Source organism: Aeromonas rivuli (assembly GCF_000820045.1).
Taxonomy (GTDB): Bacteria; Pseudomonadota; Gammaproteobacteria; order Enterobacterales; family Aeromonadaceae; genus Aeromonas; species Aeromonas rivuli.
This window is the reverse complement of the sequence record NZ_CDBJ01000071.1, coordinates 231594-257207: the sequence shown is the minus strand read 5'-3', so window position 1 is coordinate 257207 and position 25614 is coordinate 231594. Positions and strand designations below refer to the sequence as shown.

At 58.9% G+C, this 25614-nt stretch carries 16 protein-coding genes; 9 read left to right on the top strand and 7 right to left on the bottom strand.

Annotated features, from left to right (window positions below):
- Positions 1-127 precede the first annotated feature (127 nt).
- From BN1130_RS22935 to mnmL, 7 genes are all read right to left on the bottom strand, one after another.
- Positions 128-3622, bottom strand: coding sequence for a retention module-containing protein (locus BN1130_RS22935; protein ID WP_232302051.1), 3495 nt, complete (start codon positions 3620-3622; stop codon positions 128-130).
- Between the two features lie 269 nt (positions 3623-3891).
- Positions 3892-5814 (bottom strand): EAL domain-containing protein, encoded by a 1923-nt coding sequence (locus BN1130_RS17645; protein ID WP_042043573.1) that lies wholly within the window; start codon positions 5812-5814, stop codon positions 3892-3894.
- Between the two features lie 3 nt (positions 5815-5817).
- A complete protein-coding gene (locus tag BN1130_RS17640) occupies positions 5818-6537 on the bottom strand; it encodes a transglutaminase-like cysteine peptidase (RefSeq protein ID WP_042043572.1) in 720 nt (239 codons plus the stop codon).
- Between the two features lie 148 nt (positions 6538-6685).
- Positions 6686-8005 carry a TolC family outer membrane protein gene (locus tag BN1130_RS17635; protein WP_042043571.1) on the bottom strand — a complete coding sequence of 440 codons (1320 nt, stop codon included), beginning with the start codon at positions 8003-8005 and terminating at the stop codon, positions 6686-6688.
- Positions 8006-8041: 36 nt separating this feature from the next.
- Positions 8042-9433: an HlyD family type I secretion periplasmic adaptor subunit gene (locus BN1130_RS17630; protein ID WP_042043570.1), complete on the bottom strand. Its 1392-nt coding sequence runs from the start codon at positions 9431-9433 to the stop codon at positions 8042-8044.
- Positions 9426-11570, bottom strand: a complete 2145-nt coding sequence (locus BN1130_RS17625; RefSeq protein ID WP_042043603.1) for a type I secretion system permease/ATPase — start codon at positions 11568-11570, stop codon at positions 9426-9428. Before BN1130_RS17625 ends, BN1130_RS17630 begins: the two co-directional genes overlap by 8 nt.
- 376 nt (positions 11571-11946) lie before the next feature.
- Entirely contained in the window at positions 11947-12876 is a 930-nt protein-coding gene (gene mnmL / locus BN1130_RS17620; protein WP_042043569.1) for a tRNA modification radical SAM protein MnmL/YtqA, read from the bottom strand.
- 601 nt (positions 12877-13477) lie between these two features.
- Between mnmL and gltB the strand changes: the two genes are divergently transcribed.
- The 9 genes from gltB (at position 13478) to pseF (ending at position 25546) form a co-directional block, all read left to right on the top strand.
- A complete protein-coding gene (gltB, locus tag BN1130_RS17615) occupies positions 13478-17935 on the top strand; it encodes a glutamate synthase large subunit (RefSeq protein ID WP_042043568.1) in 4458 nt (1485 codons plus the stop codon).
- An 11-nt stretch (positions 17936-17946) separates the two neighbouring features.
- Positions 17947-19362 carry a glutamate synthase small subunit GltD family protein gene (locus BN1130_RS17610; protein WP_042043567.1) on the top strand — a complete coding sequence of 472 codons (1416 nt, stop codon included), beginning with the start codon at positions 17947-17949 and terminating at the stop codon, positions 19360-19362.
- 292 nt (positions 19363-19654) lie between these two features.
- Positions 19655-20347 (top strand): 5'-methylthioadenosine/S-adenosylhomocysteine nucleosidase, encoded by a 693-nt coding sequence (gene mtnN, locus BN1130_RS17605; protein ID WP_042043565.1) that lies wholly within the window; start codon positions 19655-19657, stop codon positions 20345-20347.
- Positions 20344-21306 carry a cobalamin biosynthesis protein gene (locus tag BN1130_RS17600; protein WP_370736619.1) on the top strand — a complete coding sequence of 321 codons (963 nt, stop codon included), beginning with the start codon at positions 20344-20346 and terminating at the stop codon, positions 21304-21306. Before mtnN ends, BN1130_RS17600 begins: the two co-directional genes overlap by 4 nt.
- Complete coding sequence (locus BN1130_RS17595; protein ID WP_042043564.1) at positions 21299-22126, top strand: cobalamin-binding protein; 828 nt, start codon at positions 21299-21301, stop codon at positions 22124-22126. The genes BN1130_RS17600 and BN1130_RS17595 overlap by 8 nt, the downstream gene beginning before the upstream one ends.
- Before the next feature lie 15 nt (positions 22127-22141).
- Complete coding sequence (locus tag BN1130_RS17590) at positions 22142-22549, top strand: rhodanese-like domain-containing protein (protein ID WP_042043562.1); 408 nt, start codon at positions 22142-22144, stop codon at positions 22547-22549.
- A gap of 98 nt (positions 22550-22647) precedes the next feature.
- On the top strand, positions 22648-23652 hold the full coding sequence (pseB, locus tag BN1130_RS17585) for a UDP-N-acetylglucosamine 4,6-dehydratase (inverting) (protein ID WP_042043560.1): 1005 nt from the start codon (positions 22648-22650) through the stop codon (positions 23650-23652).
- Positions 23649-24803, top strand: a complete 1155-nt coding sequence (gene pseC, locus BN1130_RS17580) for a UDP-4-amino-4,6-dideoxy-N-acetyl-beta-L-altrosamine transaminase (protein ID WP_042043557.1) — start codon at positions 23649-23651, stop codon at positions 24801-24803. The genes pseB and pseC overlap by 4 nt, the downstream gene beginning before the upstream one ends.
- Before the next feature lie 32 nt (positions 24804-24835).
- On the top strand, positions 24836-25546 hold the full coding sequence (gene pseF / locus BN1130_RS17575; RefSeq protein WP_042043556.1) for a pseudaminic acid cytidylyltransferase: 711 nt from the start codon (positions 24836-24838) through the stop codon (positions 25544-25546).
- The last annotated feature ends 68 nt before the right edge of the window (positions 25547-25614 follow it).

Below are 25614 nucleotides of genomic sequence, written 5' to 3'. Positions count from 1 at the left end.
ATGCTGCCCGCCCCGTCCGCACCGAAGGCATGGCTGAACTGGGCTTGCACCGTAGCGGCGGCCAGGGTCGCGCTGACGATACCGTCACCGCCCACGCCGCCCAGCGCCGGCAGACTCTCGTCCACCTTCACCGACCCCAGACTCGGGGCCTGAGTTGCCAGCCCTGCCGTCGGGCCATCGTCCTCGAAGCGGAACGCCCCGGTGACCCCAGATCGATGCTGGCCTTGGCGTTGTCGCCATCGGCATCGGTGACGGTCTGCACCAGGGTCAGCACACCGCTGTTCAGGGTCAGGCTGACACTGTCATCGTGGTTGCCGGTATTGCCGTGCCAGACATTGTCCAGCAGGTTCAGGGTCACGGCGCCAGTGGCCGGATCTATGGTGAGGGTGAAGTAGCTCACCCCGTTGGCGCTGCCGGTGATGACATTGCCCACTTGATTGAGCACTATCTGAGTGCCCTGACCATTGGCGGCCAGCGGATCAACCGCATAGAGGCCGCTCGCCACATTGCTGCCAGTGAGGGCCAGGTTGTAGCCGATGCTGCCCGCGCCGTCCGCGCCGAAGGCATGGCTGAACTGGGCTTGCACCGTGACCGCCGCCAGCGTGGCGCTGGCGATGCCATCACCGCCCACGCCGCCCAGCGCCGGCAGGCTCTCGTCCACCTTCACCGCGCCCAGGCCGGGCGCCTGAGTGCTCACCCCCGCCGTCGGGCCATCATCCTCGAAGCGGAACGTCCCGTTGACGCCCAGATCGATGCTGGCCTTGGCGTTGTCGCCATCGGCATCGGTGACGGTCTGCACCAGGGTCAGCACACCGCTGTTCAGGGTCAGGCTGACACTGTCATCGTGGTTGCCGGTATTGCCGTGCCAGACATTGTCCAGCAGGTTCAGGGTCACGGCGCCAGTGGCCGGATCTATGGTGAGGGTGAAGTAGCTCACCCCGTTGGCGCTGCCGGTGATGACATTGCCCACTTGATTGAGCACTATCTGGGCGCCCTGGCCATTGGCGGCCAGCGGATCAACCGCATAGAGGCCGCTCGCCACATTGCCGCCATTGAGGGCCAGGCTGTAACCAATGTTGCCCGCGCCATCCGCGCCGAAGGCATGATTGAACTGGGCTTGCACCGTGACCGCCGCCAGCGTGGCGCTGGCGATGCCATCACCGCCCACGCCGCCCAGCGCCGGCAGGCTCTCGTCCACCTTCACCGCGCCCAGGCCGGGCGCCTGAGTGCTCACCCCCGCCGTCGGGCCATCATCCTCGAAGCGGAATACGCCGCCAGTACCCAGATCGACACTGGCCTTGGCGCTGTCGCCATCGGCATCGGTGACGGTCTGCACCAGGGTCAGCACACCGCTGGTCAGGGTCAGACTGACGCTGTCATCATGGTTGCCGGTATTGCCGTGCCAGACATTGTCCAGCAGGTTCAGGGTCACGGCGCCCGTGGCCGGATCTATGGTCAGCGTGAAGTAGTTCACCCCGTTGGCACTGCCGGTGATGACATTGCCCACCTGGTTGAGCACTATCTGCGCACCCTGGCCGTTGGCCGCCAGCGAGTCGACCGCATAGAGGCCGCTTGCCACATTGCCGCCATTGAGGGCCAGGCTGTAACCAATGTTGCCCGCGCCATCCGCGCCGAAGGCATGATTGAACTGGGCTTGCACCGTGACCGCCGCCAGCGTGGCGCTGGCGATGCCATCACCGCCCACCCCGCCCAGCGCTGGCAGGCTCTCGTCCACTTTCACTGCGCCCAGACTCGGAGCCTCACCGGCCAGTCCTACGGCCGGACCATCGTCCTCGAAGCGGAACACGCCGCCAGTACCCAGATCGACACTGGCCTTGGCGCTGTCGCCGTCGGCATCGGTGACGGTCTGCACCAGGGTCAGCACACCGCTGTTCAACGTCAGGCTGACGCTGTCATCGTGGCTGCCGGTATTGCCGTGCCAGACATTGTCCAGCAGCGCCAGGGTCACGGCACCTGTGGCCGGATCTATGGTCAGCGTGAAGTAGTTCACCCCGTTGGCACTGCCGGTGATGACATTGCCCACATGGTTAAGCAGGATCTGGGCGCCCTGACCGTTGGCCGCCAGCGAGTCGACCGCGTAGAGGCCGCTCGCCACATTGCCGCCATTGAGGGCCAGGCTATAGCCAATGTTGCCCGCGCCATCTGCGCCGAAGGCATGGCTGAACTGGGCTTGCACCGTGGCTGCAGCCAGGGTCGCGCTGGCGATGCCGTCGCTGTCAGCGCCACCCAACACAGGCAAACTCTCATCCACGCTGACCACACCCAGCTCACCAGAGCCGGGGATAAGACGCACGCTGGGCACATCGTCCAGTATCACCACATCCAGGCTGGCACTGGTGCTGTCACCATCGTTGTCGGTCAGCACAACGTTGAAGCTTTCAGTCAGCGCGGTGTCATTGGCTGGCTGAGTGTGGGTTTCGTTGTCGTTCAGGGTGTAGCTGTAATTGACTGTCCCGGCACCGGTTACAGGGTTGTAAGTGATGCCGGTCACCAGTAATTGATTGCCTGAAGGACTGGGGATCACCTGTGGGAAATTGGTGATGACCTGGCCATTGCTGATGAGCACCACACCGCCCAGACTCAAGACCTGGACACCATCTACAGCATTGAAGGTGAAAGACCCCCCTTTGGTCAGCACCGCTGCATCAGGTGCACTGCCATCCGCCAAGGCGGCTTCATTCAAGACAAGCTCCCCTCCTTCCACTTGCAACCCACCCAGAGCCACCGGGTCATCCACTGGGGAGATGGTGATGGTCAGGGCCGACGGGGTGGTATCAGCGCCATCGGTCACGATGTAATTCGCAGGGGGAACAGGACCGGAATAGTTGAGAGCGGGAGTAAAGGTATAGGAGCCATCGGCATTGATGATCAATGTGCCGATCCCCGCCAAGGTGGATGCGACGCCGGCCGGTATGCCGGTGTTATTTCCCCAGCTATAAGAGACTATCGAGGCATCAGAAGGTCCGTCGGGATTATTGGTATTGAGCAGCAGATTGCCACTGATGGCCTGATTTTCCTGGGTAACTGCAGATTCATCCTGGTCATCGAGCTGATTGTCAGGCAAGAGATCGTCTTCTTGAAGACGATCGACAAAGGGTTCTGCACTGTGGTCGGTATCGAACCCAGCCTGAGCGATGGTGGCATCACCCGTGCGCGCTATGGTCACAAAGCCGCCATTGCCACTGGCACCTGCAACACCGCCTATTCCGCCACCTCCTGCCGCTGGCGCCCCCCCGGCTGCAGAAGCTTCAAAACTCTTTGTCGGATCGACCCCTTCCAGGATGGATTGTTGCAGTGCGGCTATGTCATTGGGATCGAGAGGTTTGTCGGTTCCATCCGGTTTGGCCTCATCAAGCACTTTGTCCGCTGCATCGGTTGGAACCTGGGCTTCGGGCGCAGCCGATGACCCCTGGGCCAGAGCGGCGGCCTCTTCGGGGGTGAGGAGTGCCAACTTGGCGTCGTCAGCCAGTGTCAGTTTGGTGCCGGGTGAGAGCGTCTCACCCGCTTGCAATGGACGCGTACTGCCATCAGCATTGACGACGAGGATTTCCCCTTCCATTGAGGCGACGACGACAGTCTTATCGATCATTTGGGTACGCATAGCCTTGACTCCAACACTGAGGGTTTCGATGTATAAACCCTATGTGCGAAGTACGGGGACGTCCGTTGCAAAAATGTACTGGATTGGCATCCCAAGAGAGACACTCATGAACCAAATCGAACGCCGGCCATTTATCCTCTTAAAACAACACATTAGGTAGTGCCTCAAAAGAGGCCTTATCATCACACGAGATAATGTTAACTAATAGTTACATTAAAAGGTGATAAAAAAGGGCGCCACCTGGGCGCCCTTTTCATATTATTTTTGGCTCAAATGAGGAATGCCGGGTGTACAAAACCCTGATAACCGTCGATATGCAGGCCAGATAGCAGCTCAACTTGCTGCTCATTCTCTACCCGGGTAGCAATGGTCAAAACGCCGGCATTGTGCGCGGCACGGCATACTGCTGCCAGGAAGGAGGTATCCGCCCCCGGCTCCATGACCTGGCTGGTATAACCATGGTCAACTTTGACATAGCTAGGAGCCATCTGTTCCAGATAGCCAAGGGATTGGAAGTGGCGACCATAATGATCCACACCCCACTGGTAACCATGCTCGCGCACCACGGCCACCAGTGCTTCAACCTGAGCTTGATGCTTCAGGATGGCGCCTTCCGGGATCTCGAACAGTAATCGGTCTTTCAACTCAGGATTGCGGCCCAAGAAGTCACCGAGCCAGAGCAGGAACTCATCCGAACAGATGGCCCCGGAGGTAATATTCACGGCAAGTACCAATTCGGCGTCTTGTTGTAGCAGGGGCGCCGTGGCCGTGAGTATCGCCTGATCAAACTCGCTGCCGAGTTTGAACTGCTCGATAGCCGGCAGGAACTGACCCGCAAAATAGTCATTGCCATCGCGATGAATGGCGGCAAACAGTTCGGCGTGAAGCCTTGCCCCATTGTCAAAACGACAGGCAGGTTGTGCCTTGAAGCGCCACAGTTGACGATTAATTGCATCTTCCACCAGATCCCGCCAGGCCAGGCGCCCCATCATGCCTTGATTATTGCCCCCTTCCATCACCACGGCGCCCCGTCGCTCGTTGCGCGCCCGGCCCAGGGCGTTATCCGCCTTGGTCAGCAGGCTGGAGAGATCGTCCTGACTGTCTCGCCCGGCGATGCCGATCACCGACAGCGCATCCGCTTCACCCATAGGGTTGACCACCAGGTCGGCGATACGACTGTTGATCCGCTCGGCCAGCTCCTGCAAGGTGTCAAGATCGTTGGTCGGGCAGAGCAATGCGTACTCGGTGGCCGAGATGCGGGCAATGGCGGCCCCATCCCACCCACTCAGTTCATCATTAAGGCTCTGGGCAATGGACTTGACCATGTTGTCCCGCGCGGCAAAACCCTCGTCCCGATAGATGTCATCGAGCATATCGACCGCCACCAGCATGACGCCCCCCTGTCCCGCCTCGGCGATCCAGGCATTGACCTGACCGACGAAATAGGCGCGGTTGCCCAAACCGGAAACCGCATCCAGATAGACTCTCTCGCGCAGATTTTCAGCTTCTTGTGCCTGCTCCTTGAACTGAGCAGCCAACTTGCCAGACAGGGTATTGATGGCTTGCACCACCTGCTTTAGCTCCAGGGTACGCGGCTCGGGGATCTCATGACCAAAATGGTGTTGCTCTATCTCAATTGCCTGTTCACGGATCTGATCCAGCGGCTTGAGGAGATAACTGAGGGCTCGCATCAGCAATAGTGTGGTGATGAGAAAGCCGACAACAAACCAGCTCGCCAGGTTGGTCATCCCTTGCCAGAGTTCGTAATAGGCCTGACCGCTATGACCGACCACCTTGAGCTTGCCAAGCTGCAACCAGCCCGACGTCAAAATGGACTCATTAGATATCTCTGGGAACAGATCCAGCTCCATGAACCATGCGGGAACCCCATCAACATGATGAGTATTCTCCTGCTCTATCACATCCTGGGAGGCCAAGAGATCGAGCCGGACCAAGCGATAGTAGCCGCCATCAAACACCGCCTTGATGACCGACTCGGCACTCACCTTGTCGCCATTCTCGAGATAGGGAGTCAATGCCAGTCCGAGGGCCGTTGCGGTGTTGATCACTGTCGTCTCTTGCTGCTGAGCAAGATAGGTGCGGGTCGAATTGAACTGAACCCAATAAGTTACGGCAAACAGAGCCCCGAACAGCAACAACATGGTGGCCAGTAACTGTCGATATAGCGTCATAGGTTAATCATCCAAATTCACCACAGGTCGAGCCAATCGCCCTGAAGTCATGCGATTGCGTAAATCATTCCATAATCCCAAACGTGAAGACTGGCCGGCCAATTCCCCCTGGCCACGTGCCTTCATCAACCACAAGTGACGACCATTGAAGCTGTAGATAGGCAGCAGATCCTTACGTGCAGTCGCCGGACGCAGAGCCCCAATAAGATTGTCGAGAATGAGGGGGACGGATGAAGGGGTTTCATAGTAGGCAACAACCATATGAAACTGGTTGTAGTCCAAGGCTTTGACGTACACCATCCGCATCTTCTCATCGTCGATGCCAAGCTCCAGCAGGGTAAAATACTTGGCAATGCTGAAATCCTCGCAATCTCCCCCTGCCGCCCCCAAAAACTCGAGAGGGCTGGCCCAGTAATCCTTCCTGCGCCACAACTTGCTGTCGTCTACAAAATGCAGCTGATTGAAAAAGCTGTTCACTCTCTCTAGCTTCTGTCGCTCCGACCAGCCTGCGGCCTGTGCCTGCAAGGTAAGCAACCGCCAGCTAGCCGTGCGTTTGCCTGCTCGTTCACCATAGGTGTCCTGCGCTCGCTTTATCATGGCCAGATCGGCATCCGTCAGCGGCTGACTCGCCGCCAGCAAGAGAGGAAGCAGGGCCAGCCCACACCAGAGCAAGTGTCGTCCCCGGCGGTGAAACAGGCCGAGCCACTGCCCGATTCGCCACAATGTCACATCCCTTCCCTACTCAGCTGAGCCAACAAATCATCAGGTGCAAGATACTGGATATAAGGGCGTCAGACTGCAAGCCCGATGTGGGGTGTGACGGCAATGGTATTGTCGTCACACCCAAGCCCAACAGCAGCAGTCCGCTACCTTAGTTTTTGGCTTGCCATTCGGCGGGTTGTTGCACCTGCATGGCACTGAGCAAGCTGCCAGTGGCATTGAGGATGCGGTAGTCGGCCAGCAGGGAGTCATACTCCGCGTTGATGTAACTGCGACGGGCTTCAAACAGCTCGTTTTCGGTGTTCAACACGTCCAACAAGGTACGCTGACCCAGGCCGAACTGCTTCTTGTACGCCTGCACAGTGTCATAACTCGCATCTACGTGTTGTTGCAGGTAGATTTTTTGCTGATCCAGCGACTGCTTGGCATTCCAGGCCAGACGGGTACCCTCTTCAACCTGGCGGAAAGCATTCAGATGAATGTCTTTCGCCTGAGAATAGAGCGCAGAAGTCGCCTTGCTTTCGGCCAGATCTGAACCACCACGGAACAGGTTGTAGCGCATCCGCACCATGGCGGTCAGATCGTCGTTACGTCCCTTGACAGCATCGATGTCCTCATTCCAGTTCTGATCCACCTCGATGGCGACATTGGGATAGAAGCCAGACTTGGCACCTTCATTCTGGTACTTGGCCGCTTCAATATCTTGCAGGGAGGAGAGCAGGGTTGGATGCACTTCGGTGGCCGTCTTGAGCGCCGTTTCGATGGACGCCGGCATCAGGCTGGCATCCGGTACTGGCTGCACCAGATCCTTGGGCATTTCATTGACCACACGCACGTACTCACTCTCGGCGTCCCGATAGTTGTTCTCCGCCGCCGCCTGGTTTGAATAGGCGCGTGCGACCCGGCCCTCGATCTGGGTCTGGTCTGCTGTTGAGCCCAATCCTGAGTCGGTTCGTTTGCTGATGTCGCTGCGGATCTGCTCATGGGTCGCCAGGTTGTCTTTGGACAACTCCAGTATCTCCTGCTGACGCAGCATATTGAGATACACCTCGGCCGTGCGCAGCGCCGTGTTCTCGGCTTCCGAGATCATGGCCAGGCGCTGGGCGCTGGCCTCTGCTTTGGTACGAGCCACGTTGCTGCTGACATCGAAACCGTCAAACAGCATCTGGCGCAGACTGAGGCCAGCCTCTTTGCGGGTCATGGAGTCATCGACACCAGGGCCCCCCAGACGAGTAGCGGGACTGTCGGTATTTTCATACCCCACCCCGGCTCTCAGATCTATGGTGGGGTAATAGCCGCCCTTGGCACCATCATGCTGATACATGCGGACCTGATAGAGATCAAATGCCTCCTTGATCTTGGGATGAGTCGCCAACGCCTGAGCAACGGATTGCTCCAGCGTTTCGGCCTGAACCAGGCCAGGAAGTAATACAGCGCCACTTACAAGCATGGCAACAATCGTCTTTTTCATAATATCTCCAGTCATATGCTTTTATTGATTGTTGGCTTATCGTTCCCTCAGTGCCGACTGTTTGGCCCGCAATATCGGTTTTAGCAAATAGTCTAGAACACTCTTTTTACCAGTGATGATGTCTGCACTGGCTAACATACCGGGGATGATGGGTAATGCATTTGTTTCATCGCCCAGAAAGCTTTTATCCGTCCTGACTCGTACCAGATAGAAGGAGTTACCCTCCTCATCTTGAATAGAGTCGGCACTTATTTGTTCTACCTTGCCATGCAAGCCCCCATAGATGGTGAAATCATAGGCAGTGAATTTCACCACGGCTTCCAATCCGGGTCGCAAAAACGCAATATCCTTGGGTGACACCTTGGCTTCAACTAAGAGTGTATCCTCAAGTGGCACTATCTCCATCAAATCCATGCCTGGCTGGACCACACCACCCAAGGTATTGATCTTCAGCTTTTTGATGGTGCCTTTAAGAGGTGCAACCACGCTGGTTCTGTCGACGCGATCTCGCAGCCCCACCTGGCCTGCGGAGAGCTGACCCAATTTACCCTGACGCTCATTCAATTCAGTCTGGGCATCGGCTCGGAATTTCAGTGCGATATCATTGCGCTTGGAGATGGCTTCCCGCAATGCGGAGTTTAGTTTGGGAATTACCAGGCGATTACTCTCCAGCTCACCCTGCATTTCGTTTACCTGGCGTTCCAGTTTGATCAATTCAACCTGAGGTACTATCCCCTCTTTCGCCAATGGGCGGCTGATATTCAATTCTTGGCGAGCAAGATCCACACTGCGACCCACGGTACGTATTTTCGAGTTGAGTTCGATTAGCTCCTGCTCTTTCTGCTCTATCTGTTGTCCCAGGATATAGAGCTGATTCTGAAGGTTGTTGAGTCGATCATTTTGCACCGACACCTCACGGGCCGCATATTCGGCAAATACATTCTCATAACCTTCCGGGAAATCGATGGCCTGTTTGTCAATCGCCACCTGCTCGCGCCAACTCACGTTAGCCTCGCTTTTGACGACCACGCTGCGGATCTCCGCTCGCAGGCGAGCGATGTCGCCCTTTAGGGTAACCAGCTCCTGCTCGCGCTCACGAAAGTCGGAGCGAAACCGGGTGTCATCGATGCGCAACAAGGTCTGGCCCTTCTCGACGATGTCGCCCTCCTTGACGAAGATCTCTTTGACAATCCCCCCCTCCAGGTTCTGGATCACCTGCAATTGGCGGGATGGGATCACCTTGCCCTGTCCCACGGTCACCTCGTCGAGCTTGGCCCATGCGGCCCAGATCAGGGCGCTCATAAAGAAGAGGAAACAGCACCAGAGCAGCACTCGTGCCCGGGTTGGTGTACTGAGCAATACGGCGGCGGCACCATCATCCACGAAGGCCAGATGCTCCTGGGCGGGCAACACATCCTTCTTAAGCATTAGATGCCTCCTGAACCCGTACCTTGCCTTCTTTGAGTTGTTGCAACACCTGAACCTTGGGACCGTCCGCCACTATTTTGCCTTGCTCGATAACGATCACCCGATTGACCACATCCAGCATCAATGTCTTGTGGGTAATGACAATCAGGGTAGTCTCAGAGCCGAGCCTGGCCAGCTCCTGCTTGACCTGTTGCTCGGACTGGTTGTCCATGTTGGAGGTCGGCTCATCCATCACCAGTATGGGAGGGTCATTGAGCAGCGCCCGAGCCAGCAAAATAGCCTGGCGCTGACCACCGGATAGCTGACGCCCCCCCTCACCAATCTGGCGATCCAGACCGTTGGGATCCCGATTGGTGAAGTTGGTCACCCCGGCTCGCTTGGCGGCGCGCAATACCCTGGCATCATCAACCAAGGGGTTGCCCAGCATGATGTTGTCGCGCACCGAGCCAAAGAAGAGGGTCACATCCTGGGGCACGCAACCTATGTTACGGCGCACCGCGGCAGGGGCCAGCTGATCGAGATCGAAACCATCCAGACGCACCGAACCATCGGTTGGGCGATATAACCCCATCAGTAACTTTTCAAGCGTGGTCTTGCCCGCCCCGATCCGACCTATGATTGCCACCTTCTCGCCCGGTTCAATCTTGAGACTGATGTCGTGCAAGGTGCTGGTCTCCATGCCCGGGTATTTGAAAGTGACATTCTCGAATTCGATACGCCCCTCCACCACGGGGTGGTGAATGTACTGCCGCCCCTCCTCCTGCTCACCCGGGGTACTCATGATCCCCTCGAGGATGGTCAACGCAGAGCGGGCCTGGTTATAGCGGGTAGCGAGCACAGAGAGCTGCACCATGGGCGCGATGGCACGACTCGACAGCATGACGGCGGCTATCATGCCACCCATGGTAACCAGGCCATCCGAGATCTGGTAAACACCGACAATCACCAGTCCGACCGTCACCACCTGCTGGATGTAACTCGCCAGGGATGACATGGAGTTGGTGATACGGCGGGTCTGTACCCCCCAGGTGGAGATGTGGGAAACCGCCTGTTCCCAGCGATGCTGGAACATGCTTTCGGCCCCGAAGATCTTGACGGTTTCAAGACCCGCGATGCTCTCCACCAGGTTGGCGTTTTTCTGGGAGGCGAGCCGTGAGCCCTCCTCAATCGACTGTTTGAGGGAACCCTGTATATAGAAGCTGTAGGCCAGCAGGATCAGCATGGCGACGATGGGCACCACCACCATGACCCCGGCAAACATCCAGATCACCACCAGGAAGAAGATGGCAAATGGCAGATCGATCAGGGTTGAGACAGTGGCCGATGTGAAGAACTCCCGCACCGACTCAAACTCCTGCAAATGTTTGGCAAAGGCACCGGTGGACGCGGGTCTCGACTCCATTCGCATCCCCATCACCTTGGCAAAAATCTTGGCCGACAGCAGCACATCCGACTTCTTGCCGGCAATATCGATGAAGTAGCTGCGCAACTGGCGCATCACAAAATCGAAGGTAAACACCACCACGGCGCCCACCGCCAGCACCCAGAGGGAATCGAAGGCAAGGTTGGGTACTATTTTGTCATAGACGTTCATGGTGAACAGAGGGCTGGCCACCGCAAACAAATTGATCAGAATTGAGGCCACCAGGACATCGCGATAGATGCCCCGCGACTCCAGCAGGGTACTCCAGAACCAGTGACCGTCGCGGGTCTCCAGCACCTTGGGGGAGCGTTCGTCGAAGCGAAACTGCTTCTTGACGAAAAAGAGCCGTCCCAGATACGCATCGCCGAGTTGGGCTGCCGTTAGCCACTCGGCCGCATCGCCTGCCTGAGGAAAAATAACCTTGGCCTGACTGCGATCCTCGTTCCACTCCAGCAAGATGCAGGCACCGCCATCGCGGGTCTGCAAAATACAGGGCAACAGCAGTGAGGATATTTGTTCGAGAGGTTGCAGCACCTCCCGGGCAGAGAGGCCAGCACGTTCTGCGGCGCGGCTGAGCAGCGCCGTGGTCAACCGACCGGACACCAGTGGCAGCCCAGTGGTCAACGCATCCTTGCTATTGGGAACGCCATAGAAACGGGTCAGGAAGACCAGGCATTCCAACAGCTCATCGATATGGTCGGTTTCTGCTTGCATAAAATCCTGTTCGATAAATAGGCTGGGGGTCAACCTTGCTTATCCATGCTCAGCGCCAAAACGCCGTTTACCTGAGGCGTCTGGTTGTGATGATAAGCACAAAGATACTCATATGATACCCAATAAAAACACGTAATCCCTAATAAGAGACATGCCATCTGCGCTGTGGCCCATGTCACCCCTATCACGATAAGGCACCAAACAGGTCACCTCAAGGTTCGGTGCTACATCAGCCTGATGGCATTGAATGCGTGGCCTGGCAGATATCTCCGAACGGCGCACCTTAACAGCTTAGCGACCTGAGAACTATAGAACAGAGTCTGATTTTCATCTAATAACCCACTGTTTTTTTTGCTAAATTTGATAGGTTAGTCAGTTATTGGCTATCGAGTAGAAAGGGGGTTCCCAACCGATGGCCCTGAGGACCGCTCTCGGACAAGCCTGCTGCAATCAGACTCATGGCTGTCCAGCGATTCTCGCACCAGTCCGGAGCCAGCAGGGTCGGTTTACGGGCCGAGGCAGAGACCCTGTGATAGACCACCTCCGGCGGCGTGTGCTGGATCATGGCGACCGCCGCCGCCACATATTCTGCCAGCGTCGGCACCACCAGCCTCCCTGCCAGCCAGGCTTTGCCCAGGGTGCTGCCAGTCACCACATGCAGAGGGTGCAACTTGATCCCCTCGACCCCTGTCTCGACGACTCGTTGCAGGGTCTGCACACTCTCCATCGCCTGTTCACCCGGCAAGCCGACAATGAGATGCGTGCACACCTTGATACCACGCACCTGGGCACGGCGCACCGCATCGGCATAAGCCTCATAGCCGTGGCCACGATTGATCCGCCTGAGTGTCTCGTCATTGGCGCTTTGCAGCCCCAACTCCAGCCACACCTCATAACCCTGGGACTGATAACCGGCCAGCAGATCGAGTACGGCATCCGGCACGCAATCAGGCCGGGTGCCGACACACAAGCCCACCATGTCGCTCACCGAGAGCGCCTCTTCGTACATCTGCTTCAGATAGGCCACCTCGGCATAGGTGCTGGTATAGGCCTGAAAATAGGCGAGATAGCGCCGCGCTCGCGTCACTTCCTCACGCCGGGCCTTGAGTTGAGCCATCACCGAGAGCTGCTGGGCCGACTCATCGGCGAAGGAGGAGACATTGCAGAAGGTGCAGCCCCCACGCCCCAGGGTGCCGTCCCGATTCGGACAGCTGAAGGCGCCATGAATGGAGAGTTTGTGGATCTTCTCACCATGGCGGCGCTTGAGATCCTGCCCCAGGGTATTGACCATTTCATGTAACTGCATGACAACTCCCGATAAAAAGCGAAATTGTACAGGCTGGGTTGGCCACCATGCTGAGCTGGATCAAGAGTCAGCCCGGTGTAAAAACATATAAATATTCATCCTGAACCGAATAAATATCTCCAACCGAGACTTTATCCCGTTCGGTGCTGCCGTCATGCTGGCAACAGTGAACCTCAGGTGATGAGAATAAATGCCACTAAGCTTTTGTTTATAAAAACAAATAAATCGGTATCTCGGTGGGAAGTAAAAGCAAGTCGCACAACAGAGAAATGTGATCGAACTCATTCACTGATTGCGCAGCTTGGTAAGATTACTACAAGAGGGTCTGGTCGCTACCTCAACTGACAAAGTGCAATATTTAGATATATAACGCTAGTATATCAACAAAAAGCAAACCAATACACCAAAACACCCCCCACATATCAATACGCAACCACATTTTGTTATGTGGATGTAACAAGTAAAACATCTGACTTGTCCAATTGACCTAGTGCAAAATTCCCATTAGTTTGGAGATTCGCCACTTCAGGCAGACGGAACCACAAGAGCCAATCGCAATTTATGCAGTTTGCGAATCAAGGCCGAGCAAGGGAGATATGCAATGTCACTATATGATCCAAAGCTGGAGAGGGATAACTGTGGCTTCGGCCTGTTGGCCCACATGGAAGGGGAAGCCAGCCACAAGCTTGTCCGTCTCGCGATGTCAGCATTGGCTCGCATGCAACACCGCGGCGGTATCTCCGCCGATGGCAAGACCGGCGATGGCTGCGGCCTGCTGCTGCAAAAGCCCGACAGCTTCTTTAGAGCCGTGGCCGAGGAGAAGGGTTGGCATCTGGGTCGCAAGTATGCGGTCGGCATGCTGTTCCTCAACCCGGATCCCGTGTTGGCCCAGCAAGCCCGTGACATCATCAACGAAGAGCTCGAGCGGGAAACCCTGAGCCTGGTCGGCTGGCGTCAGGTGCCTATTGATACCCATGTCCTCGGCCCCATTGCCAAGGCGTCCCTGCCCAGCATAGAGCAAGTCTTCGTCAACGCCCCTCCCGGCTGGGTCGACAAGGATCTCGAGCGCCGCCTCTATATAGTGCGTCGCCGCATCGAGAAGCGGATCAGCGATGACTACTTCTACGTGGTCAGCCTCTCCAATCTGGTCACCGTCTACAAAGGGCTCTGCATGCCCGTGGACCTGCCGCATTTCTACCTGGATCTCGCCGACATCCGTCTGCAGTCAGCCATCTGCGTCTTCCACCAGCGCTTCTCCACCAACACCAGCCCGCGCTGGCCGCTGGCGCAGCCGTTCCGTTATCTCGCCCACAACGGCGAGATCAACACCATCGCCGGCAACCGCCAGTGGGCCAAGGCGCGCAGCTACAAGTTCGCCACCCCGCTCATTCCGGATCTGCAAGAGGCCGCCCCCTTCGTCAACACCACCGGATCGGACTCCTCCAGCCTGGACAACATGCTGGATCTCTTCCTGGCCGGTGGCATGGATCTGTTCCGCGCCATGCGCCTGCTGATCCCGCCTGCATGGCAGAAGCACCCCAACATGGATGAGGACTTGCGGGCCTTCTACGACTTCAACTCCATGCACATGGAGCCCTGGGACGGCCCGGCCGGTATCGTCATGACCGACGGCCGCTACGCGACCTGTGCCCTGGACCGTAACGGCCTGCGCCCTGCCCGTTATGTCATCACCAAGGACAAGTTCATCACCCTCGCCTCCGAAGTGGGCACCTGGGACTACACCCCGGACGAGGTGCTGGAGAAGGGCCGGGTTGGCCCGGGTGAGCTGTTCGTCATCGACACCAGCAATGGCAAGGTGTGGACCAGCTTCGAGATCGATGACGATCTCAAGAGCCGCCACACCTACAAGCAGTGGATGACAGATCACTGCAAACGCCTCATCCCCTTCGAGCAGATGGACGACGCCAACACCGGCGCCCGCGAGCTGGACGACGATCAGCTCAAGACCTATCAGAAGCTGTTTGGCTACTCCTATGAGGAGCTGGATCAGATCATTCGCGTGCTCGGCGAAAACGGCCAGGAGGCGGTGGGTTCCATGGGCGACGATACCCCCATGGCGGTGCTCTCCTCCCGTCAACGCACGCTCTATGATTACTTCCGCCAGATGTTTGCCCAGGTGACCAACCCGCCTATCGATCCCCTGCGGGAAAATCATGTCATGTCCCTGGCGACCTGCATCGGCAGCGAGCAGAACGTCTTCAACGAGACCTTCGGTCATGCCCATCGGGTGCTGTTCCAGTCGCCTATCCTGCTCTACTCCGACTTCCATCAGCTGCTGGCCCTGGAAGGGGATCACTATCGCCACACCCTGATCGACCTCAATTTTGCCCCAAGCGAAGGGCTGGAGGCCGCGGTGCAGCGCATCTGCCAGGAGGCAGAGACTGCCGCCCGTGCCGGTACCGTGCTGCTGGTACTCTCGGACAGAAACATCAGCGCCGATACCCTGCCTATCCCGGCCGCCATGGCGGTGGGCGCGGTGCAGCGCACCCTGGTTGACAACAACCTGCGCTGTGACGCCAACATCCTGGTGGAAACCGCCAGCTGCCGCGACCCGCACCACTTCGCCGTGCTGCTCGGCTTTGGCGCCACTGCCGTCTATCCCTATCTCGCCTACGAGACCCTGGCCAAGCAGCTGGAAGAGGGCGTGCTCAAAATGAGCCTGCGCCAGGCCATGCTCAACTACCGTAATGGCATCAACAAGGGCCTCTACAAGGTGATGTCCAAGATGGGCATCAGCACCATCGCCAGCTACCGCTGCTCCCAGCTGTTCGAGGCGGTGGGTCTGTCCAAGTCCATCGTCGAGACCTGCTTCCGCGGCGTGTCCAGCCGGATCCAGGGTGCAGATTTTGAAGATATCCAGCAGGATCAGCACAATCTGGCCCGTACCGCCTGGCTCAAGCGCAAGCCCCTCAACCAGGGCGGCCTGCTCAAGTACGTCCACGGCGAGGAGTACCACACCTATAACCCGGACGTGGTGCAGACCCTGCAAACCGCGGTGCGCTCCGGCGAATACAGCGACTACCTGCACTATGCCCGACTGGTCAACGAGCGGCCGGTGGCGACCCTGCGCGACCTTATCGGGGTCAAGCAAGGCCAGCAGGCCATCTCCATCGACGAGGTGGAGCCTGCCACCAATCTCTTCAAGCGCTTCGACTCCGCCGCCATGTCCATCGGCGCCCTCGGCCCTGAGGCTCACGAATCCCTGGCGATTGCCATGAACCGCCTCGGCGGTCAGAGCAACTCGGGGGAAGGCGGTGAAGATCCCAAGCGTTTTGGCACCGAGAAGAACTCGCGCATCAAGCAAGTTGCCTCGGGTCGCTTCGGCGTCACCCCCCACTATCTGATGAACGCCGATGTGGTGCAGATCAAGGTGGCCCAGGGCGCCAAGCCCGGCGAAGGCGGCCAGCTGCCCGGTGACAAGGTGACGGCCCAGATAGCCCAGCTGCGCTATTCCGTACCTGGCGTGACGCTCATCTCGCCGCCCCCCCACCATGACATCTATTCCATCGAGGACTTGGCCCAGCTCATCTTCGACATCAAGCAGATCAATCCAGGCTGCCTGGTGTCGGTCAAGCTGGTCTCCGAGCCCGGGGTGGGCACCATCGCCTGCGGTGTGGCCAAGGCCTATGCCGACTTTATCACCATCTCCGGTTATGACGGCGGCACAGGGGCCAGCCCCATCACCTCGGTCAAGTATGCCGGCTCCCCCTGGGAACTGGGCCTGGCCGAGACCCAACAAGCCCTGGTCGCCAACGGCCTGCGCCACAAGGTGCGGCTGCAGGTGGATGGCGGTCTCAAAACGGGTCTGGACATCATCAAGGCGGCCATCCTCGGCGCCGAGAGCTTCGGTTTCGGTACCGGCCCCATGGTGGCGCTCGGTTGCAAATACCTGCGTATCTGCCACCTGAACAACTGCGCCACCGGCGTGGCCACCCAGGATGAGAAACTGCGTCGTGACCACTTCACCGGTCTGCCGGAGATGGCCATGAACTACTTCAGGTTCGTGGCTCAGGAGACCCGTGAGTTGATGGCCGGTTTGGGTGTCAGCCAGCTGACCGACCTCATCGGCCGCACCGAGCTGCTCGAAGCCCTGCCCGGCCTCACCGCCCGTCAGGCCAAGCTGGATCTCTCCGGCATCCTGGCCAAGCCGGTGGCGGTGGCGGGTTCCAGCCTGTTCTGCCAACAGCACAACCCCACCTTCGACAAGGGACCGCTCAACCTGCGCATGGTCGAAGACCTGCTCGAGGCGGTGGAAACCAAGAGCGGCGGCGAATATCGCTACGACATCCGCAACACAGATCGCTCCATCGGTGCGCGCCTGTCCGGTGAAATTGTCACCCGTCACGGTAACCAGGGCATGGCCAGCGATCCGGTGCGCGTACACTTCAACGGCACCGCAGGCCAGAGCTTCGGCGTCTGGAACGCCGGCGGTCTGGAGCTGATCCTGACCGGTGACGCCAATGACTACGTGGGCAAGGGCATGACCGGCGGCAAGCTGGTGGTCAAACCCCATGTCGGCGTGTCGTTCAAGTCCCATGAGGCGGCCATCATCGGCAACACCTGCCTCTATGGTGCCACCGGCGGCAAACTCTATGCGGCAGGTACCGCGGGCGAGCGCTTCGCGGTGCGTAACTCCGGGGCCCTGGCGGTGGTCGAGGGCATTGGCGACAACGGCTGCGAATACATGACAGGCGGCATAGTGACCGTCCTCGGTGAAACCGGGGTCAACTTCGCGGCGGGCATGACCGGCGGCTTCGCCTACGTGCTCGATAGCGATGGTCACTTTACCAAGCGTACCAACCCTGAACTGGTGGAACTGCTGGAAGTGGCAGACCTTGCCATTCATCAGGAACACCTGCGCGGTATCATTACCGAACATCTGAACGAAACCGGCAGCTCACGCGCCGAGGAAATTTTGGCCAACTTTGATTCCTATGTGCCGAAGTTCAAGCTGATCAAGCCCAAGTCCAGTGACGTCAAGGCACTGTTGGGCCACACCAGTCGTTCCAGTGCAGAACTCAGAATCCAGGCGCAGTAAGGAGGGAACCTATGAGCCAGAACGTATTCCAATTTGTTGATGTTCAGCGGGTCGACCCGCCGAAGAAGCCATTGAAAATCCGCAAGATCCAGTTTGTGGAAATCTACGAGCCCTTCAACCAGGCCCAGGTCGGCATGCAGGCGGATCGCTGCCTCGACTGCGGCAACCCCTATTGCGAGTGGAAGTGCCCGGTGCACAACTACATCCCCAACTGGCTGAAACTGGCCAACGAGGGACGCATTCTAGAGGCGGTGGAGCTCTCCCATCAGACCAACAGCCTGCCGGAGGTGTGCGGCCGGGTCTGCCCGCAAGACAGGCTCTGTGAGGGTGCCTGCACCCTCAACGACAGATTCGGCGCCGTGACCATTGGCAACATCGAAAAATACATCACCGACAAGGCGTTCGAGATGGGCTGGCGCCCGGATCTCTCCAATGTGGTGAAAACCGACAAGCGGGTCGCCGTCATAGGCGCGGGCCCGGCCGGGCTCGCCTGTGCCGACGTGCTGGCCCGCGGCGGCGTCAGCGCCGTGGTGTTTGACAAGTATCCAGAGATTGGCGGCCTGCTCACCTTTGGCATCCCCTCCTTCAAGCTGGAAAAAGAGGTGATGCAGCGCCGCCGCGAGATCTTCGAGGCCATGGGCATCGAATTCCGCCTCGAGACTGAAGTGGGTAAAGATGTCTCCTTCGCCGACTTGCTCGGCGAGTTTGACGCCGTCTTCCTCGGGGTCGGCACCTACAAGTACATGAAGGGCGGCTTTACCAACGAAGAGGCACCTGGGGTGTATGACGCCCTGCCCTACCTCATCTCCAACGCCAACCGGCTGCTGGGCTTTGAGAAGGCGCAGGCCGATTACATCAACTTCGCTGGCAAGCAGGTGGTGGTGCTCGGCGGCGGCGATACCGCCATGGACTGCGTGCGCACCGCCATCCGCCAGGGGGCCGACAAGGTGATCTGCGCCTATCGCCGCGATGCCGAGAACATGCCGGGCTCCAAGCGCGAGGTGCAAAATGCCCGGGAGGAAGGGGTCGAGTTCATGTTCAACCTGCAACCCATTGGCGTCGAGCTCGATGCCCATGGTCGCACCTGCGGCATCAAGGTGGTGAGCACCGAATTGAGCGCCCCCGATGTCAACGGTCGCCGCAATCCGGTGGTGGTTGAAGGTTCCGAGCAGGTGCTGGCCGCCGATGCCGTGGTCATGGCCTTTGGCTTCCAACCCAACCCACAGCCCTGGATGGCTGAGTTCGGTATCGAGCTGGATAATCGCGAGCGGATCCGTGCTCCCGAGCAGTCCGACTTCGCCTTCCAGACCACCAATCCCAAGGTGTTTGCCGGTGGCGATGCGGTGCGCGGTTCGGATCTGGTAGTGACCGCCATCTACGAAGGTCGCAAGGCCGCCGAAGGGATCATGGACTATCTGAGTGTCTAAGCCCGGCCGTCGTCGATAGCGAACCCAGGAGACATCCTCGGTGGTGTCTCCATCAGCTACGAAGGCCGCAAGGCCACCGAAGGGATCATGGACTATCTGGCCGTTTGACCCAGGCCATGAGTCCGAAGGCCTTCTCTGGTCGCTCTGACTAACAAACCGACGCCCCCGCCCCTGCGGGGGCGTTTTTTTGTGCAAGCGATCACCCAAGGCCGCCTCGCCTGTAGGCTTGGCGCGGATTTTTGCTATGATTGCCGCAACTTAGGCGGGCTTGAGCCCCTAGACGAGGTTTCTGATGAAAGTAGGTATTATCGGCGCCATGGAGCAGGAAGTTGCCCTGCTGCGCGCCCAGCTGAGCGACATGACCACCACCAAGATTGGCGGTTGCGAGTTTTATAGCGGCACACTGGCAGGCAAAGAGGTGATCCTGACCCGCTCCGGCATCGGCAAAGTAGCCGCCAGCGTCGCCACCTCGCTGCTGCTGGAGAGATTTTCCCCCGACTGCGTGATCAATACCGGCTCCGCCGGCGGTTTCGATCAAGCGCTGCGGGTAGGGGATGTGGTGATCGCCAGCGAGATGCGTTTTCACGACGTAGACGTGACCGCCTTTGGTTACGAGATGGGCCAGATGGCGCAACAACCCGCCGCCTTCCCCTGCGATGCGCGTCTCATAGCCCTGGCCCAGGAGTGCATCGCCCTGCACGGCAAGCATCAAACCAAGCTGGGCCTCATCTGCACCGGCGATCAATTCATGTGCAAGCCGGATGCCATCAACCGTGCCCGCGCCGACTTCCCGCAGATGCTGGCGGTCGAGATGGAAGGGGCCGCCATCGGCCAGGTGTGTCATATGTTTGGCGTGCCTTATCTGGTGGTGCGCGCCATGTCTGACATCGCCGGCAAGGAGCAAGTGGAATCCTTCGACGCCTTTATCGAGGTCGCCGGCCAGCACTCCGCCGAGGTGATCCTCTCCCTGCTCGGCAAGCTGTGATAACCCTGCCCTCCCTCGACACCCTGATCCTGATGGCGGCCACCCCGGCGGCCATCATGGGGGGCGCCGCCTTGCTCGAAGCCCTGCTGCCAAGGCCTGACTGGTTGCGTCTCTCCGCCGCCGAGCCCCTGCTCAGCCGACTGGGCCACAAGGTTCATCGCCCGGACGGCACCCCGAGCGCGCAGTGGCAGGCGGGCATACTGGCACTGCTGGTCGTCTGGCTGCCCTGCGCGGCCGGGCTCTGGGCGGTGCGCAACCTCGCCCTCTCCGAGCCGCTGTTCGACCTATTGTTTCTGTTGCTGATGATAGAGTCCCGCCCTCTGCGTACCCTGGCCACGGCGGGAGGCGCCTTGCTGAAAAGCGATACCCTGCCCCTGGCCAGGCTGCAAGCCGCCCCCTGGCTCAAGCGCGAAACCGGCAAGCTCTCGGCCATGGGCCTCGCCAAGGCGCTGTGCGAGACCTGCACCTTGCGCCTGCTCGGCGGCTGGGCGGGGCCCCTGCTTGGCTTTGCCCTCGCCGGGGTGCAGGGCGCCCTGTTGTGGCGTTTGGCCCAGCTGACGCAATACGCCTGGAGCTGCAAGCAACCGGCTTTCGTGCAATTCGGCCGCCCGGCCGCAGCCCTCTATCAGGGATTAGCGGCCCCCGCCGCCCTGCTGCTGGCGCTGCCCAACCTGTTCCCCAAGGTCAAAGAGGGGATGAGTGCCCTGCGCACTGGCGTGAGCCGTTGGCCCCACCCCGCCGCTGGCGCCCTGCTTGCCACCCTGGCGCACCAATGCATACTGCGCCTTGGAGGGCCCCGTTACTATCAAGGCACGCTAGTGCGACTGCCGGTGCTGGGGGATGGGGGCGATCCCTCCTGGGAGAGCCCGCGTCGGCTGCTCACGCGGCTCCTGTGTATCGGTTGGGGTTGGCTCGCGCTGGCCTTGCTGTTGACTCTCGCCGGAGGCCTGCATGGTTAAGCGCCTGCTGCCCTGTGCCTTGCTCTGTCTGTTGGCGGCCAGGGCGTATGCCGCCGAACCGCCCCAGCGCATCATCAGCCTGACCCCCCATCTCACCGAGCTGTTGGTCGATATGGGCGCCGGGAGCCGCATCGTCGCCACCGATGATGCCTCCGACTATCCGCCACAGGTGCGCGCCCTGCCCCATGTGGCCAATTACCGCAGCATCAATGTCGAGGCCTTGCTGGCGCAAAAACCGGATCTGGTGGTGGCCTGGCGCTCGGCCCAGTCCCGCATGCTGGCCCCCATCGAACAGCTTGGCATCCCGGTGTTTTACTCTGAACCCACCAACTTTGCCTCCCTGGGCCAGGAGATGCGTGCCCTGGGCGAGCGACTGGGGTTGCAGCAGAGTGCCAATGCCCAAGCCGATGCCTATCTCGCCAGACTGGCGGCTCTTGAGGCCAAATATGGTCATGGTGAGTCCATCCGCGTCTTCTATCAGCTCTGGAACCCGCCACTGACCAGCGTCAGCGGCTACGCCTGGCCGGCGCAAGCCATCACCCTATGTGGTGGCCGCAATCTGGTCGATGATGCGGCCGGTCCCTACCCCCAGGTAGGGCTGGAGCAGATCATCAAGGCCAATCCCCAGCTTATCCTGGCGGGCAGCCGAGACAAGCATGTGCTGGATCACTGGCAACAGTGGCCCATGCTGGATGCGGTTAAACAACACAGACTCGCCCTGATCAACCCGGATGAGCTGCACCGATTTACCCCGCGAGCACTCAACGCGGTTGAACAGGTGTGCCAGGCCATCGCCACGGCGCGCGCGACCCAACCTTAAGATCTGGAGATCACCATGACCCTCTCTCGTCGCTCCCTCATGCTGCCCCTGTTATGGTCCTGCCTGTGCGGTGCAGCCTTGCTTGGCAGCAACGCCATGGCCGTTGTCCCCATCGACCAGCAGACCCTGCAGAGCTGGCAGAAACAGTCGAGCAAGCGGCCACTGCTGCTGGATGTACGCACGAAAGAGGAGTTTGCCGAGGGTCATATTCCTGGCGCTATCAACATTTCCCACGACCAGCTCATCAAGCGTCTGGCCGAGATCGGTGATGACAGAAGGCTGCCTGTGGTGGTCTATTGCCAAACTGGACGGCGTGCCGCCCTTGCCGAAGCCGAACTGGAAAAAGCCGGATTTAGCCATGTCTATCACCTCAGCGGCGACTACCAGGGCTGGGAGAAAAGCAAACAGGCCGTCACTAAATAGCCAGTGAATAAATTGATCGAACGGGCCATCAGCTGATTATTGTTGGCCCTGATTTTGCATTCAATCTCCCCAGACTCCTCTTCACACGAGATATATCTATGTTCAACGAGAAAACGATCCTGGTTACCGGTGGCACCGGCTCTTTTGGCAAGCGTTTCATCCAGATGGTACTGGAGCGTTACCAACCGGCTCGTCTTATCGTCTATTCCCGTGATGAATTGAAACAGTTCGAGATGCAGCAGCACTTCAACCACCCCTGCATGCGCTACTTCATCGGCGATGTGCGTGATGGGGAGCGGCTCGACATGGCCATGCGAGACGTGGACTTCGTGGTGCATGCCGCGGCGCTCAAGCAGGTGCCCGCCGCCGAGTACAACCCCATGGAGTGCATCAAAACCAACGTAGGTGGCGCCGAAAACGTCATCAAGGCCGCGCTCAACAATGGGGTCAAGAAGGTGATAGCCCTCTCCACCGACAAGGCCGCCAACCCGGTCAACCTCTACGGCGCCACCAAACTCTGCTCCGACAAGTTGTTTGTCGCCGCCAATAATATGGCGGGCAAGAACCCGACCATCTTCTCCGTGGTGCGCTATGGCAACGTGGTTGGGTCCCGTGGCTCTGTGGTACCCTTCTTCGAACAGCTCATCGCCAAGGGCGCTTCCAGCCTGCCCATCACCCATGCCGAGATGACTCGCTTCTGGCTCACCTTGCAACAAGGGGTGGAGTTCGTACTGGCCAACTTTGCCCGCATGAAGGGAGGGGAAGTGTTCGTTCCCAAGATCCCCTCGGTGCGCATCACGGATCTCGCCAGTGCCATGGCCCCAGATCTGCCCCAGGAGATCATTGGCATCCGCCCGGGCGAGAAGCTGCACGAGGTGATGTGCCCGGCCGATGACTCCTACCATACCTATGAATTCAAGGACTATTACGTCATAGCCCCCAGTATTACCTTCAATCACCGTAGCGATGACTTCTCTATCAATGCGCTGGGAGAACGAGGCGGCAGTGTGCCCATAGGATTTGAATATAACTCGCTTAACAACCCCATTTTTATGTCCCAGGCAGAGTTGCAGCGGCTCAACCAAGAGGTGCTATCAGAGTGATCCCCTATGGCAAACAAGACATCTCCGCGGAAGATATAGCCGCAGTCAATGCCGTGCTCACATCCGACTACCTGACGCAAGGCCCTAAGGTTGCCGAATTTGAACAGGCACTCTGCGATTACAGCGGCGCCCGTTATTGCCTGGTGGTCGCAAGTGGCACCGCGGCTTTGCATCTGGCGGTCGCCGCCTTGGAATTACCAGCGGGTAGCGAAGGCATCACCACCCCGAACACCTTTGCCGCTACCGCGAACAGCATGGCCTATTGCAGCATCCAGCCGGTGTTTGCCGACATAGACCCCCTCAGCCATAACCTCTGCCCAGCAGCCGTTGCGAGCGCCATTACCCCGGCGACGGCGTTACTCACTCCGGTCCACTTCGCTGGCCAGACCGCCGATATGCCAGCCCTTCACCGACTAGCGCAACAACATGGCCTCAAGGTGATCGAGGATGCGGCCCATGCCATTGGCTCCTGCTATGCAGACGGTAGTCCGGTGGGTAATTGCCGTTATTCGGATGCCACCATCTTCTCATTCCACCCCGTAAAAACCCTTACCTGTGGTGAAGGTGGCGCCGTGATGACCAATGACCCCATCTTGTATCAGCGCATGCTGCTGCTGCGAAGCCATGGCATCACCAAGGATCCGTCTCAACTCAGCCAACAACCCGGGCCTTGGTATCATGAGATGCAGACCCTCGGCTGGCACTACCGCATGACAGACATGCAGGCGGCTCTGGGGTTGAGCCAGTTGCAACGCCTGACTCTGTTCAAGGCACGCCGCCGAGCCCTGGTAGCCCGCTACAACGAGGCGCTGGCCGATCTGCTCTGGCTCTCAACCCCTATCGAGGCGCCAGATCTCTCCTCTTGCTTCCATCTTTATGTGGTTCAGATAGATTTTGTGGCCCTTGGCAAACACCGGGCCCAGGTGATGGAAGAGCTACTGGCAGCAGAGATTGGCAGTCAGGTGCATTACCTTCCTGTGTATCAGCACCCCTGGTACAGCCAACAATACGGTTATAAGGACGGGCTTTGTCCCGTGGCCGAGCATTACTACCAACACTGTCTCTCCCTACCGCTCTATTTTTCTCTGAGCGACGAACAGCAAGACAAGGTAATCTCGGCAATCCGCGGGCTAACAGAATGCGCAAACTAGCCCTTTAGCACGGCGTAGCCAGGCAACAGCAGATGAACCACCAGAAAATCATTGCCATCATTCCGGCACGAGGGGGCAGCAAACGCATTCCTCGTAAAAATATCCGCCCTTTCGCGGGCCTGCCTATGATCGCGCACTCGATAAAGGCGGCCCAGGAGGCCGGTTGCTTCGACCATATCATCGTCTCGACAGACGATGATGAGATTGCAGCCATTGCGCGCGATCTGGGGGCGGACGTCCCTTTCATTCGACCAGCCGAGCTGGCTGATGATCATGCAGGCACTCAAGTCGTGGTCGCGCACGGGATCAACTGGGCTCTTGCTCAGGGCTGGACACTGGGTCCTCTGTGCTGCCTCTATGCCACCGCGCCTTTTGTTCGCCCGCAAGATCTCCTCGCAGGATTGGCCCTGCTCGAACAAGGCCATCAGGATTTTGCCTTTAGCGCCACCACCTTCGACTACTCTCCCTATCGCGGCTTTCTGAAGGCAGGCCAGGGTGTTGCGATGCTGTTTCCCGAGCACTTTCCCACCCGCTCCCAGGACTTACCCGAGGTACTCCACGATGCGGGACAGTTTTACTGGGGCAGACCCGCGGCCTGGTTGGCAGAGCAACGGCTGTTCAGTGCCAAAGCCAGCCCCCTGCTCCTGCCGAGTCACCGGGTGCAAGACATAGATACCCTCGAGGATTGGCGCAGGGCCGAGCTGATGTGGCAACTGCTGCTTCAGGAGGAGAGCAATACATGATGCCAAACCACGCCCTCGGGTTCCTGGCAAGTTTTCTTCCGGGGCACATTACCCCCGATGAGAACGCC